This window comes from Pseudoxanthomonas kalamensis DSM 18571, assembly GCF_010211745.1.
Lineage (GTDB): Bacteria > Pseudomonadota > Gammaproteobacteria > Xanthomonadales > Xanthomonadaceae > Pseudoxanthomonas_A > Pseudoxanthomonas_A kalamensis.
This window is the reverse complement of record NZ_PDWQ01000001.1, coordinates 147,727-161,342: the sequence shown is the minus strand read 5'-3', so window position 1 is coordinate 161,342 and position 13,616 is coordinate 147,727. Positions and strand designations below refer to the sequence as shown.

Below are 13,616 nucleotides of genomic sequence, written 5' to 3'. Positions count from 1 at the left end.
TGGCGAGGATGGCAGCGTACCGAATGCGGCACATCTTGCCAGTATGCCGTTTCAGATTGTCCGCTTGGGTACAAACGGGATCGAGTCGCCCTGATAACGTGAGTTTCAATTGTGAGGGCGGTCGGCAGCAAGGGGATTGCGCCGATTCGGGTGCGGGAAGATTCCGAATCGTGTTGCCTGCCTGGATAACGGAAGAGTTTCGTGGCGGTGTTCTGTGCGAGCAGGCAGCAGACGCAGCCGTATGTTTCAACATTCTGTAATACAGAAAACGGTAATAAAAGTTGAATCGCACGGCTATTCGGTAACGAACATGCGGGATGGTTCGTGCGATAGGGGGCTGGATCGATGCTGCATCGGGATGACGTGGCTTTCCGCGGGGAACATGCAGTGCAGGTTTTGTCATGCTGGAATGGGAATGTATTCCTGCTCAATTCACACAGGAGACGATGAATGAAGATCTCGAGCAGATTGATCGGAGTGGTGGCCTTGGGTGTCCTGATCACCGCTCCGGCAGCCGCGCAGTCGCCCGTTGTAGGCAAGCCGGCAACGGCGGCCACCAAGGCGGCCAATGCCGCTGTGCAGGAAGCGCTGCCTTTCAACGACAAGCAGGATTTCGAGGACGCGGAACGCGGGTTGATGGATCGGCCCGAACGCCTGTTGATCAAGGACAAGAACGGTGCCGTGGTATGGGACGCCAACAGCTACAGCGACTTCATCAAGCTTGATGCGCCGGCGCCGGATACGGTGAATCCAAGCCTGTGGCGCAATGCGCAACTGAATGCACTGTATGGCCTGTACAAGGTTTCGGATCGGATCTACCAGGTGCGCGGATACGATCTGTCCAACCTGACCGTCATCCAGAGCGATACGGGTTGGCTGGTCTTCGACACCATGACCACGGTCGAGACCTCACGTGCCGCAATGGACCTTGTCGAGAAGCATCTGGGCAAGCGCCCGGTCAAGGCGGTGGTGCACAGCCATTCGCACGTCGATCATTACGGTGGTGTCCGCGGACTGGTGGACGAGGCCGATGTCAAGGCCGGCAAGGTCAAGATCATCGTCCCGGAAGGTTTCATGGAGCACGCCATCAGCGAGAACGTGACCGCGGGCAACGCCATGTCGCGCCGCGCGATCTTCATGTACGGCGCGCTGCTGCCGCGCAGCCCCACCGGTGGCGTCAACGCGGGTCTCGGCATGACCAATCCGCTTGGCGAGAACACGCTGATCGAGCCGACCGACATCATCACCAAGAGCGGGACGGAGATGACCATCGATGGCGTGAAGATGGTGTTCCAGCTGACGCCGGGCACCGAGGCGCCGGCGGAAATGAACACCTATTTCCCGCAGTTGCGCGCGTTGTGGATGGCGGAAAACACCACCAACACCATGCACAACATCCTGACCCTGCGTGGTGCGCAAGTGCGTGACGCCAAGAACTGGGCGCACTACATCGACGAAACCATCGCGCTGTACGGCGACAATGTCGACGTCAAGTTCCAGAGCCACCATTGGCCGATGTGGGGACATGACCGCATCATCGATTACCTGAAGAAGCAGCGTGACCTGTACAAGTACATCCACGACCAGTCGGTGCGCATGCTCAACATGGGCTATACCGGCGAAGAAATCTCCGAGATGATCAAGCTGCCGCCCGAACTGGAGCAGCTGTGGTCGGGCCGGGGCTACTACGGCAGCCTGCGCCACAATTCGCGTGCGGTCTACCAGCGCTACATGGGCTGGTATGACGGCAACCCTTCCGATCTGAACAATCTTCCGCCCGAAATGGCGGCCAAGAAGTACGTCGAGTACATGGGCGGTGCATCGGATATCGTGAAGCGGGCGAAGGCGGATTTCGACAAGGGTGAATACCGTTGGGTGGCGACTGCGCTCAAGCATGTCGTGTTCGCCGATCCGTCGAACACCGCCGCGAAGGAACTGCTGGCCGACGCCTATGAGCAGATGGGCTACCAGGCCGAGTCCGGACCGTGGCGTTCGGTGTACCTGCAGGGTGCTTCCGAATTGCGTACCGGTACGCCGGACCTGCCGCTGGCCGGCACCGACAGTCCGGATACCATCCGCGCCATGCCGCCGGAAATGCTGTTCGACTACATGGCGGTCAAGCTGAATGGCGAACGTGCCGCCGGCAAGAACCTGAACCTCAACATCAACTTCTCCGACCTCGGAGAGGCGTATACGCTCTCGGTCGAGAACGGCGTGCTGAACTACAGCACGAAGCTGGCGGCCAATCCGGACTCGACGGTGACCCTGACCAAGAAGTCATTGGATGATGTCCAGCTGGGCGATGCCAAGCTCAAGGATCTGGTGGCGTCCGGCGACATCAAGGTGGAAGGCAACGAGGACGCTTGGGCGCAGTTCTTCGGCCTGATGGACGAGTTCGGTTTGTGGTTCAACATCGTCACCCCGTAACTCGCGTGACCGGCCCTGCGACGATCATCGCAGGGCTTTCGGGGTATTCGTCCGGCATCCGCGCTCAGGCGCGGATGCCTTTTTGTTGCGCTGATCTGAATTTTCCAGTGGCCGGCATGGCGTAGTATCTGCGCCGATGAAGGAGAGGCGGCCGATGAGAGCGGTACGGGGATTGTGGGTGCTGGTGGTGCTGGCGCTTGCTGCGTGTGCGCAATTGCCGCCGCGGGCCGAGTTGCCGGATGAATTCGCATCGCCTCCGGCAACGAGTGGCGCCTTGGCCGAACTGCTCGATCCGCTGCAGTCCGCGCATCCGGACCAGTCCGGATTCCGGCTGGTCAGCAGCGGCGCGGAAGCGTATGCGTTGCGCGCGTACTCGGCGCGGGTGGCGGAACAGAACCTGGATATCCAGACCTACATCTGGCACGACGACCTGACCGGCCGCCTGCTGGCGCGACGGGCGCTGGACGCGGCCGACCGCGGGGTGCGGGTGCGCATCCTGGTCGACGATCTGGATGCGCGGGCCAAGAACCGCGGATTCGCCGCGCTGGACGCGCATCCGCGGATCGAGGTGCGACTGTACAACCCGATGGCCAGCCGCAGCGGCGCGCTCAGCCAGGCCGGCGAGTTCGCCACCGGTTTCAAGCGGCTGAACCACCGCATGCACAACAAGAGCTGGATCGTCGACAACCGCATTGCCCTGGCCGGCGGGCGCAACCTGGGCGACGAATACTTCGGCGCCAGCGAGGAGACCAACTTCGTCGACCTCGACATGCTGATGGTCGGGCCGGCGGCGACCGCGGTGCAGGTCAATTTCGACCACTTCTGGAATGCGCCGTCCAATTACCCGATTGCCCAGCTGTCGCCGCAGGCGGCCAGCGAATCGGCGCTGCAGGCCTTGCGCGAGGCGCTGGACGGACTGGACGAGGAATTGCGCGCCAGTCCCTACGCCCAGGTGCTGCGCGAGGATCCCGAGGTGGAAGCGCTGCTGCGGGGCGAGGGGCGGCTGCAGTGGAGCTCGGACTGGCGCTTCGTCAGCGACGATCCGATGAAGGCAAGCCTGCCGAAAGAAGAGCGCTCGGCCGTGCTGCAGACCCTGCTGCCGGCGATGGCGGCGGCGCAACAGCAACTGCGGTTGATCTCGCCGTACTTCGTTCCCGGCGAGGCCGGTGCCGAGCAACTGGTCCGCGGCGCGCAGCGTGGCCTGGAGATCCGCATCCTGACCAATTCGCTGGTGGCCACCGACGTGGCCGCCGTCCATGGCGGTTATGCGCGCTATCGCCGCGACCTGCTGGAAGGCGGCGTGCAGCTGTGGGAACTGAAGCCGAACGGGCAGGGCGGTCGGCAGAGCCTGCGCGGTTCCAGCGGTTCCAGCCTGCACACCAAGGCGATGGTGATGGACGACGACGAGGTCTTCGTCGGCTCCTACAACCTGGATCCGCGATCGACCTCGCTGAACTGCGAGCAGGGCGTGCTGGTCCGGCATCCGGCGCTGGCCGAGCAGCTGGCGGCGATCTTTCAGCGCCAGCTGCGCCCGCGCAACGCCTGGCAGGTGCAATTGCGCGACGGCCGCCTGGTCTGGAGCGACGGCGAGCGCGAATGGGAACACGAGCCGGAGGCTGGCGCGACGCAGCGCTTCCTGGCCTGGCTGATGAAGTTGATGCCGGTCGAGTCGCAGCTGTAGCTGCCGGCAAATGCTGCCCGCAGATCCATTGCCCTCATTGTCGATGATTCGATGCTGGGGGCAGAGGGGCAATAAGGCGGCTCCATGCAGCCTTTTTCCGGAATCCAGGCAGGGGCAGCAGACGAAACGCCTGCTGCCCTGTAGCTCACTCGCGGTCCAGCTCGATCTTCAGCCCGGCCGCGGTATTGCGCACGATGCTCAGGTCGAAGTCGGGAGTATCGCCCTTGGCCTTGACCAGGACGTCCTCGCCGTCATCGATCTCGGCATGGTAGACCGCTTCGCCGAACTGGCTGCGGACGGCATCGCGGATCAGCCTGGCCGCATCGTTCTCGCGGGTGCGGGCAGGAATATCGACCACCAGTGGAATGGCGCCACCGCCCTCCGGAGTGAAGGCGAATTCAACCTGCCCGTCGACCTTGCTGCGGCCATCGGCTTCTATCCGCCATTTGTTGGACGGCGCGGCGAGCAGTGGCAGGCTCAATCCGAGCAGCAGCAATGCGAAGACCAGGCGAACGGGACGGTGGAACAACGGTGCTGCGGAAGTGATGTGCATCGGAAGCCTCGCTGGATGAATGTTCGGATTGTTCGGGCGACGCAATGATCTTTCCCGGCTTCCGGTGTGCAGGCACACCGGAGCCCTGCTTCCGGCCGGCGGAAGCGTCCTTCCCTGAGATTCATCCATGACGGCGGCGCGACTTCCCCATGGCCCTGTCGGGCGCCGCCCCGCGCTCGGCGACATGGTGGATTCTAGGGATGGAAACGCCGGGCGTTTGCGCTGTCGGGACAATTGCCCCGTCGGGAAAACGGGCTAGAATCGACGCCTGCTTCGATATCCGATTCCTTCCCGACTCAAGGCCGACGAAGATGAGCATGAAGAAGATCCTCGGTGTGACCGCCATGCTGGCGCTGGCGGGCTGCGCCTCCACCCCGACCGTGCATACCGATTCGGACCCCAATGCACAGTTCGACAAGTACCACAGCTTCACCTGGATCCAGCGACCGGATGCCGCCTCGCCGCTGATGCAGCAGCGCATCGTCGATGCGGTCAATGCCCAGCTGAAGGCGAAGGGTTGGGTCGAGTCCGCCGATGCCGATGTTGCCGTGGCCGCGCATGTGGCCACCGAGCAGAAGCAGACCGTCGATACCTTCTACAGCGCGCCGGCCTATGCCGGCTGGGGCTGGTACAGCCCGGCCTGGTACGGTGTCGGCATGGCCCCTGCCACGACCACCGTGCGCACCTACGATGTCGGCACCCTGGTGGTGGACCTGTTCGATGCCAAGACCAAGCAGGCGATCTGGCGCGGCAGTGCCAGTGGCACCTTGCCGAGTTCGCCGGAGAAACTGCAGGAAGGCATGCAGGCTGGCGTCAGCAAGATGTTCGCCGATTTCCCGCCGGGTTCGGCGACCAAGTAAAGGAACGCTCTTGCAGCCGATGACACGATCAAAATTTCCGATGAGCGCGCGTGCCGGCCTGCGGTTCGGCGGTGCGGGCCTGATGCTGGCGCTGGGCCTGGCGGCCTGCTCCAGCACGTCGCCGACCGTTTCCAGCCTGCCGCCACCGGAGGTGAAGGTGGTCAAGCCGGCCGGCACCCTGCCGGGTCCGGGCTATGCCTGGCTGGAGATGCCGCCGCAGCAGGTCGCCGAACAGGATGCCCGGGTCAATGATCCGCAGTTTCGCGCCCGCCTGCAGGCGGCGCTGGACAAGGCATTGCAGGCCAAGGGCTACCAGCCTGCCGCGGCGGGCAGCGCCGATTTCATCATTGCCTACCGGGTCGGCGTGCGCGACGTGCAGGACGCGCAGGCGGTCGGGTCCGACGTGGTGGCGGGAACGCCACAGGCGGCGGTCAAGTGCACCAGTGGCGGCTGTTCGCAGATCGTTGCCGAGGCCGAGGACGGACAACCGCTGCTGAAGGTGGTTTCCCACGATTATGTGCAGGGCGGATTGCTGGTCGAGGTGCTGGAGCCGCGCAGCGTGCGTCTGCTGTGGAGCGCCAGCAACACCGGCATGGTCATGCAGGGCGACGGCAGCCAGGAGCGCCTGGACCGGATCGCCGCCAGCACGTTGAAGAGCCTGCCGGCGGCGCCGAAGTAAACCGCGCGGAAACACGCTTGGCCAGCAATGGCCCGGAAACGCAAAACGGCGGGGGAACCCGCCGTTTTGCGTATTGCGAAGCCGTTGCCGCAGCAGACTACATCGAGCCGCTCTCCAGCCGGGCATCGGCCGAAACCGTCAGCAGGCGGTTGATGTCGCGCACATCGTCGATGTCCAGCGTGCCGGCCGCCTGCTCCAGCAGCAGGCGGTTCTGCAGGAAGTTGTACTTGGACTGCGCGTAGTCGAGCTGTGCGTTGAACAGCGTGCGCTGGTTCTGCAACACGTCCAGCACGGTACGGGTACCGACTTCCAGGCCGACTTGCGAGGCTTCCAGCGCGCTTTGCGCCGACACGACGGCGAGGCGGCGCGCCTCGACTTCGCTGACACCGGCGACCAGGGCCTGGTAGGCGCTGCTGGTGTTGCGCACCAGGGCGCGCTTGGTGGCTTCCAGCCGGTCCTGGGCGATGTCGCGCGAGGCCAGGGCCTGGCGCACGCCGGACTGGGTGGCACCGCCGGCGAAGATCGGCACCGACAGGGTCAGGCCGTAGCCGTAGCCTTCGCTGCGGTCGGACAGACCCAGGTACTGGTGCTGGTCGTTCCACGACGAGCTGTTGCCGTAGTCGGCGCCCAGCGACAGTGAAGGCAGGTGCCCGGCGCGCGCCGCGGAAACGTTGTGCTCGGCCGAGCGGACTTCCAGGTCGCTGGCGCGCAGCGAGGGATTGTTCTCCAACGCCTGGCCGACCCACGATTCGGCGTCGCCGCCGGCCGGCAGTTCCGGACGGAAATCGTCGGGCAGGGCCTGCAGGTCGTGCAGCGGCTGGCCGGTCAGCTCGGCCAGTGCGCGATAGCTGTCGTCCAGCGAGTTGCGCACCAGGATGGTGTTGGCGCGGGCGTTGTCGTACTGGGCGCGGGCTTCGTGCACGTCGGTAATCGGGGCCAGGCCGACGTCCAGTCGCTTCTGCGCATAGTCGTACTGCTTCTGCAGCGCGCGTTCGTTGGTCTGCGCCGCAGCCAGCGATTCGATCGCGGTCAGCACGGTGAAGTAGGCGGCCGAGGTGCGCGTGATCAGGTCCTGGTTGGAGGCTTCCAGGTCGTAGTCGGCGGCTTCGCTGAGCGCGCGTTGGCTACGCAGGTTGTTGATCCGGCCCCAGTCGAACACGCTCTGGCTCAGCGAGGCGCGGTACGCGCGGCCGCTGTAGCGCGGGTCGCCGATGGCGTCGTCGCCGGCATTGTAGTCGCGGTTGAAACTGGCGCTGCCGCTGATCTGCGGCAGCAGGGCGGCGCGCGCCTGCACGGCACCCTCTTTCTGCGAGAAAGTGCTGGATTCGGCGATCGCCAGGGTCGGGTCGCCGCTGCGGGCGAGCTCGTAGGTTTCCAGCAGGTCGGTGGCGGCCGCGGTTCCGCCGAAGGCGGACAGCGCCAAGGCCAGCGCGAGGGAAAGGGGACGACGGCTCATGCGGAATTCCTTCGGTAATCTCAGAACACGAAAGTCGGCGCCGGGGCGGCACCGACAAGATAGGGCAGATCGGTTTCAAACAACGATTCGATGCGCGGCGCGTTGACATCGTTGCGCACCAGCACCGCTTCCATGACCGGCGAATGCCCGCGGATCGCGAACAGGCGGCCGCCGGGGCGCAGCCAGCCGAGGAAGCGCTCGGGTACGTCCACCAGCGCGCCGGTCACGCAGACCACGTCGAAGCGGCGCTCGGACGGGTACTGCAGGGCATCTGCGGTTTCCACCCGGACATTGGTGCCGTATCCGCTGGTTTCCAGGCGCTGGCGGGCGCTGTCGGCCAGATCCGGGTGGATTTCCAGGCTGACGACCTCGCGGGCCAGCTGGCCCAGGCAGGCGGACAGGTATCCGCTGCCGGTGCCGACTTCCAGTACCGCCTCGTCCGGCTGCACGGTCAGCGCCTGCAGGGTGCGGCCTTCGACGACCGGCTTCATCATCCGCTGGCCGTGACCCAACGGCAGTTCCAGGTCGGCATAGGCCAGGGCCTGGTGGGCCTCGGGCACGAAGGCCTCGCGCGGCAGGCGGGCCAACACCTCGAGCACGGCCGGATCCAGCACGTCCCAGGGGCGGACTTGCTGCTCGACCATCTTCTCGCGGGCCTGGGCGTAATCGATCGTCATGGTGGGAGTATCCGGCGTGGGGACGTCATTTTAGGACAACAGCTTCCGCGCGCGGCGAGGTGGAAGCATCGCCGTAGTAGTACACCCATACGCAGTGCCGGAAGTCACCGAGACCTCCGGCCCGACGGCCGCGAGCGCGCGGACGTCATGCCGGCGCATAGGCCTTCAGGAAGAAGTCCACGGTGGCCTCCAGATGGGCCTTTTCCTCCGCGCGAGTGGGGGGCTGGCACAGCTTGCACATCATCTGCGCATGCAGCTCGCCCTTGACCAGGCAGAAGAACTGCTTGGCCGCGCGGTCGATGTCGTCGATGGCCAGCTCGCCGGCGGCGACCCGGTTGCGCAGGAACGCCGAGAAGGCCTCGTGGATGCGCAGTGGGCCCGACTTCCAGAAGATTTCCCGCAACGGCGTATCGGTATGCTGGGCGTTGATGATGACCCGGTGCATGGCCAGCGACTCGTCGGTGCTGACCAGGGTGAAGAATGCCCGGGCGATGACCAGCATCTGCTCACGCAGCGGGCCTTTCGGTGACTGCTGGAACAGCTCTTCCGGCAGCAGTTCCTCGCACTTGCAGCGGATCGCTTCGGCGAACAGGGTTTCCTTGTCGCCGAAATGACTGTAGACGGTGAGCTTGGACACCCGGGCTTCGGCCGCGATCTGGTCCATGCTGGCGCCGGCGAAGCCTTCGCGGATGAACAGCTGCTTGGCCGCCTCCAGGATGGCGGTGCGCTTGCCCAGATCCTTCGGGCGGCCGGGGCCGGTAGCCTGCCGGGACGGCGGCTTGCGGGCGGCGGCGGATTTTGGCGCGGAAACCATGCTGTCAATGGTAGACCAGTCGATGCGACTGTATATATTATACCATTCAGTTCATTTATTCCAAGGGCGGGATCGCCGATGCGCAAGCGCTATCTGCAGGGATTCGGAATATTACTGGCAACGGTGATGCTGTCGGCCTGTGGCGGATCGCCAGCGGTCGATCCGGTCCGCCCGGCGTTGGTCGCGCATCCGCAGGGCGGCGAACAGGCGGCGTTGTCGGCCTACGCCGGCGAAGTCCGGGCGCGCGAGGAAAGTCCGCTGGCGTTCCGGGTGGCCGGCAAGCTGGTCCGCCGCGATGTCAGCACCGGAACCCGGGTCCGCCAGGGCCAGGTGCTGGCAGTGCTCGATCCCGGCGACCTGAGCCTGCAGGCCGAAGCGGCGCGGGCGCAACTGGCCGCCGCCGAAGCCGATCTGGCGCGCGCGCGCGGCGACCGCGACCGCTATGCGCGGCTGGTGCGCGAACAGCTGGTCAGCCAGTCCGCTTTCGACGCGCAAGAGGCGGCCTACAAGGCGGCCGAAGGTCAGGCACGGGCCGCGCGCGCGCAGTTCGACGTGATGCGCAACCAGCAGGCGTATTCGCAGTTGCGCGCGCCGCGCGACGGCGTGGTCGCCTCGCGCCAGGTCGAAGTCGGGCAGGTCGTCGCCGCCGGGCAGACGGTGTTCACCCTGGCCGCGGACGGCGATCGCGACGTGGTGATTGCGTTGCCGGAAAGCCGTATCCGTGAGTTCGGCGTCGACCAGCCGGCCTGGATCGAGTTGTGGAACGCGCCCGGACAGCGGCTGCAGGGCCGTATCCGCGAGCTTTCGCCGGCGGCCGACGCGCAGACCCGGACCTACACGGCCAAGGTCGGGCTGGACGCGGCCGCCGCGCAGCAGGTGGAACTGGGGCAGAGCGCGCGGGTGTTCCTGCGCGAGGGCGGCGACGCGGCGGCGTTGAGCATCCCGCTATCGGCGGTGCAGAAAGGGGTCGACGGCAGCGCCGCGGTGTGGGTGGTCGATCCCGGCAGCCGCCAGGTGAACTCCCGACCGGTGAAGCTGGGCGCGTACGGCGAGGACAGCGTGCCGGTGCTGCAGGGGCTGGCCGCGGACGACTGGATCGTGTCGGCCGGCGGCCACCTGCTCAGCGAAGGGCAGCAGGTCGCGCCGGTGGATCACGACAACAAGCCGCTGGAATTGCAGTGAGTGCGGTCGCAGTGGGTGGAGCCGACCGAATGATCCGATCCGCTGGGCGTCAGGCCACTCGCGGCGCGCCGCCAAGCCCGGGGGAGCACTGAGCATGCGTCGCTTCAACGTGTCCGAGTGGGCGCTGACCAATCGCGGCCTGGTGCTGTACGCGATGATCGTGCTGGCGATCGTCGGCGCCTGGTCGTATCGCCACCTCGGCCAGTCCGAGGATCCGCCGTTCACCTTCAAGGTGATGGTGGTGAACACCAAGTGGCCGGGCGCGACCGCCGAGGAAGTCTCGCGGCAGGTCACCGAGCGCATCGAGAAGGCGGTGATGGGCACCGGCGAATACGAGTACGTGCGTTCGTATTCGCGGCCCGGCGAGTCGCAGGTCATCATCATGGCGCGCGATTCGATGCATTCGGACGAAGTGCCGGAGCTGTGGTATCAGGTGCGCAAGCGGGTCGGCGACATCCGCGCCACGCTGCCGGAAGGCGTGTACGGCCCGTACTTCAACGACGAATTCGGCGACACCTACGGCAACATCTATGCGCTGACCGCGCCGGGTTTCGACTACGCGGTGATGAAGGAATATGCCGACCGCATCCAGCTGGAACTGCAGCGGGTGGCGGACGTGGCCAAGGTCGAACTGGTCGGCCTGCAGGACGAAAAGGTGTGGATCGAGCTGTCCAACACCAAGCTGGCCACCCTCGGCATCCCGCTGGCGAGCATCCAGCAGGCGCTGGAGCAGCAGAACGCGATAGTCGCGGCCGGCTTCTTCGAGACGCCGAGCGACCGCGTGCAGTTGCGCATCAGCGGCGGCTTCGATTCGGTCGAGCAGATCCGCGACTTCCCGGTCCGCGCCAACGGCAACACCTTCCGTCTGGCCGACGTGGCCCGCGTGTACCGCGGCTTCTCCGATCCGGCGCAGCCGCGCATGCGCTTCATGGGCGAGGACGCCATCGGCATCGCGGTGGCGATGCGCGACGGCGGCGACATCGTCAGTCTCGGCGACACCCTGGAGCACGAGTTCCGCCGCCTGCAGGCCACGCTGCCGCTGGGCATGCAGTTGCGCAAGGTCTCCGACCAGCCGCACGCGGTGCGCGAATCGATCGGCGAATTCGTGCGGGTGCTGGCCGAGGCGGTGACCATCGTGCTGCTGGTGAGCTTCTTCTCGCTGGGCCTGCGCACTGGCCTGGTGGTGGCGGTGTCGATCCCGCTGGTGCTGGCGATGACCTTCGCGGTCATGCACTACTTCGGGGTCGGCCTGCACAAGATCTCGCTGGGTGCGCTGGTGCTGGCGCTGGGCCTGCTGGTCGACGACGCGATCATCGCGGTGGAGATGATGGCGATCAAGATGGAGCAGGGTTTCGACCGCCTGCGTGCGGCCAGCTTCGCCTACGAAAGCACCGCCTTCCCGATGCTGACCGGCACCCTGGTGACCGCCGCCGGTTTCCTGCCAATCGCCACCGCCGCGTCCAGCACCGGCGAATACACCCGCTCGCTGTTCCAGGTGGTGACCATCGCCCTGCTGGTGTCGTGGATCGCGGCGGTGCTGTTCATCCCGTACCTGGGCGACAAGATGCTGCCGGACCTGCATCTGCCGAAGGCGGCGCCGAAGCCCGGTTCGCTGGCGGCGCGCTGGCGCGGCTGGCGCGAGCGCCTGGCCGACCGCTGGCCGGCGTTCGCCGATGTGCTGGCGCCGGTGCCGGAGCAGGACGGCGAGCACCACCAGCACGACCCGTACCAGAAGCCGTTCTACCGGCGCTTCCGCGCCCTGCTCGACGCCTGCCTGCGCCATCGCTGGCTGGTGATCGGGATCACCATAGCGACGTTCGTTGCCTCGGTGCTGCTGTTCCGCTTCGTGCCGCAGCAGTTCTTCCCCGACTCGACCCGTCCCGAACTGATGGTCGACATGGAACTGGCCGAAGGCGTGTCGCTGCGCGAAACCGAGAAGCAGGCGCTGCGGCTGGAGAAGCTGCTGGCTGCGCGCGGCGAGGACATCGACAACTACGTGGCCTATGTCGGTACCGGTTCGCCGCGCTTCTACCTGCCGCTGGACCAGCAGTTGCCGCAGACCAACTTCAGCCAGTTCGTGGTGCTGGCCAGGGATATCGAAGCACGTGAACGCCTGCGCCGCTGGCTGATCGACGAAGTCGGGCCGCAGTTCCCGCAGTTGCAGTTCCGCGTGACCCGGCTGGAGAACGGCCCACCGGTGGGATACCCGATCCAGCTGCGGGTGTCCGGCGAGCATATCGACCGCGTGCGCGAGATCGCGCGCCAGGTCGAGCAGAAGGTGCGCGCCAACCCCAACACCACCAATGTCAACCTCGATTGGGACGAGCCCAGCAAGGTGGTGCGGGTCAATCTGGACCAGGAACGCGCGCGCGCGCTGGGCGTCAGCAGCAGCCAGGTGGCGCAGTTCCTGGCCAGCTCCCTGTCGGGACTGCACGTGAGCACGTATCGCGAGAACAACGTGCTGGTCGAGATCCTGCTGCGCGGGCCGGAGGACGAGCGCACCCGGCTGCAACTGCTCGGCAGCCTGGCGGTGCCGATCGCCAGCGGCGGCAGCGTGCCGCTGGCACAGGTGGGCACGCTGGAATACGCCTTCGAGGACGGCATCATCTGGCACCGCAACCGGTTGCCGACGATCACCGTACGCGCCGACATCGGGACCGAGCTGACCGCGCCGACCGTGGTCGCGCAGATCGAGCCGACCCTGGACCAGATCCGTTCCGCTCTGCCCAATGGCTACCTGCTGGAAGTCGGTGGCGCGATCGAGGATTCGGCGCGTGGGCAGAATTCGATCAAGGCCGGGATGCCGCTGTTCCTGCTGGTGGTGGTGACCTTGCTGATGTTGCAGCTGCGCAGCTTCCCGCGAGTGGTGCTGGTGCTGTTGACCGCGCCGCTGGGACTGATCGGGGTGACCCTGGCGCTGCTGCTGTTCCGGGTGCCGTTCGGCTTCGTCGCCATGCTCGGCACCATCGCGCTGTCGGGCATGATCATGCGCAACTCGGTGATCCTGGTCGACCAGATCGAACAGGACATCCGCGCCGGCCACGACCGCTGGCACGCGGTGATCGACGCCACCGTGCGCCGTTTCCGCCCGATCGTGCTGACCGCGCTGGCGGCGATCCTGGCGATGATCCCGCTGTCGCGCAGCGCTTTCTTCGGGCCGATGGCGGTGGCGATCATGGGCGGACTGGCGGTGGCGACCGTGCTGACCCTGCTATTCTTGCCGGCGCTGTACGCGGCCTGGTTCCGGGTCCGGCCGGAAGAACGGGTCGACTGACAGCGCAGCCGGC

General features: G+C 66.0%; 10 protein-coding genes. 6 read left to right on the top strand and 4 right to left on the bottom strand.

The window, feature by feature from the left end:
* The first annotated feature begins 450 nt into the window (after window positions 1-450).
* Together CSC70_RS00740 and CSC70_RS00735 are read left to right on the top strand one after the other, a co-directional pair.
* Window positions 451-2,427, top strand: a complete 1,977-nt coding sequence (locus tag CSC70_RS00740; RefSeq protein WP_162454723.1) for an alkyl/aryl-sulfatase — start codon at window positions 451-453, stop codon at window positions 2,425-2,427.
* Between the two features lie 154 nt (window positions 2,428-2,581).
* Entirely contained in the window at window positions 2,582-4,108 is a 1,527-nt protein-coding gene (locus tag CSC70_RS00735; protein ID WP_162454722.1) for a phospholipase D-like domain-containing protein, read from the top strand.
* A gap of 145 nt (window positions 4,109-4,253) precedes the next feature.
* On the opposite strand, the gene CSC70_RS00730 is transcribed toward CSC70_RS00735, so the two are convergent.
* A complete protein-coding gene (locus CSC70_RS00730; RefSeq protein WP_162454721.1) occupies window positions 4,254-4,661 on the bottom strand; it encodes a hypothetical protein in 408 nt (135 codons plus the stop codon).
* Between the two features lie 311 nt (window positions 4,662-4,972).
* Here CSC70_RS00730 and CSC70_RS00725 point away from each other — a divergent pair, with 311 nt between their 5' ends.
* On the top strand, window positions 4,973-5,521 hold the full coding sequence (locus tag CSC70_RS00725) for a DUF4136 domain-containing protein (RefSeq protein WP_162454720.1): 549 nt from the start codon (window positions 4,973-4,975) through the stop codon (window positions 5,519-5,521).
* 40 nt (window positions 5,522-5,561) lie between these two features.
* Window positions 5,562-6,200, top strand: a complete 639-nt coding sequence (locus CSC70_RS00720; RefSeq protein WP_162454719.1) for a DUF4136 domain-containing protein — start codon at window positions 5,562-5,564, stop codon at window positions 6,198-6,200.
* A gap of 97 nt (window positions 6,201-6,297) precedes the next feature.
* Here the strand turns inward: CSC70_RS00720 and CSC70_RS00715 are convergent, their stop codons facing one another.
* The 3 genes from CSC70_RS00715 to CSC70_RS00705 form a co-directional block, all read right to left on the bottom strand.
* A complete protein-coding gene (locus CSC70_RS00715) occupies window positions 6,298-7,656 on the bottom strand; it encodes a TolC family outer membrane protein (RefSeq protein WP_162454718.1) in 1,359 nt (452 codons plus the stop codon).
* Window positions 7,657-7,676: 20 nt separating this feature from the next.
* Window positions 7,677-8,333, bottom strand: coding sequence for a protein-L-isoaspartate O-methyltransferase family protein (locus CSC70_RS00710; protein ID WP_162454717.1), 657 nt, complete (start codon window positions 8,331-8,333; stop codon window positions 7,677-7,679).
* A gap of 145 nt (window positions 8,334-8,478) precedes the next feature.
* Window positions 8,479-9,147, bottom strand: coding sequence for a TetR/AcrR family transcriptional regulator (locus tag CSC70_RS00705; RefSeq protein ID WP_162454716.1), 669 nt, complete (start codon window positions 9,145-9,147; stop codon window positions 8,479-8,481).
* Between the two features lie 78 nt (window positions 9,148-9,225).
* Here CSC70_RS00705 and CSC70_RS00700 point away from each other — a divergent pair, with 78 nt between their 5' ends.
* Window positions 9,226-10,329, top strand: coding sequence for an efflux RND transporter periplasmic adaptor subunit (locus tag CSC70_RS00700; protein WP_162454715.1), 1,104 nt, complete (start codon window positions 9,226-9,228; stop codon window positions 10,327-10,329).
* 94 nt (window positions 10,330-10,423) lie between these two features.
* On the top strand, window positions 10,424-13,603 hold the full coding sequence (locus tag CSC70_RS00695; RefSeq protein WP_162454714.1) for an efflux RND transporter permease subunit: 3,180 nt from the start codon (window positions 10,424-10,426) through the stop codon (window positions 13,601-13,603).
* Window positions 13,604-13,616 lie beyond the last annotated feature (13 nt).

Excerpts from the sequence above, each read along its gene's own strand:
- CSC70_RS00735 (WP_162454722.1), top strand. The coding sequence starts at position 2,582 with ATGAGAGCGGTACGGGGATTGTGGGTGCTGGTGGTGCTGGCGCTTGCT.
- CSC70_RS00710 (WP_162454717.1), bottom strand. The coding sequence starts at position 8,333 with ATGACGATCGATTACGCCCAGGCCCGCGAGAAGATGGTCGAGCAGCAA.
- CSC70_RS00740 (WP_162454723.1), top strand. The coding sequence starts at position 451 with ATGAAGATCTCGAGCAGATTGATCGGAGTGGTGGCCTTGGGTGTCCTG.
- CSC70_RS00720 (WP_162454719.1), top strand. The coding sequence starts at position 5,562 with ATGAGCGCGCGTGCCGGCCTGCGGTTCGGCGGTGCGGGCCTGATGCTG.
- CSC70_RS00700 (WP_162454715.1), top strand. The coding sequence starts at position 9,226 with ATGCGCAAGCGCTATCTGCAGGGATTCGGAATATTACTGGCAACGGTG.
- CSC70_RS00695 (WP_162454714.1), top strand. The coding sequence starts at position 10,424 with ATGCGTCGCTTCAACGTGTCCGAGTGGGCGCTGACCAATCGCGGCCTG.
- CSC70_RS00705 (WP_162454716.1), bottom strand. The coding sequence starts at position 9,147 with ATGGTTTCCGCGCCAAAATCCGCCGCCGCCCGCAAGCCGCCGTCCCGG.
- CSC70_RS00715 (WP_162454718.1), bottom strand. The coding sequence starts at position 7,656 with ATGAGCCGTCGTCCCCTTTCCCTCGCGCTGGCCTTGGCGCTGTCCGCC.
- CSC70_RS00725 (WP_162454720.1), top strand. The coding sequence starts at position 4,973 with ATGAGCATGAAGAAGATCCTCGGTGTGACCGCCATGCTGGCGCTGGCG.
- CSC70_RS00730 (WP_162454721.1), bottom strand. The coding sequence starts at position 4,661 with ATGCACATCACTTCCGCAGCACCGTTGTTCCACCGTCCCGTTCGCCTG.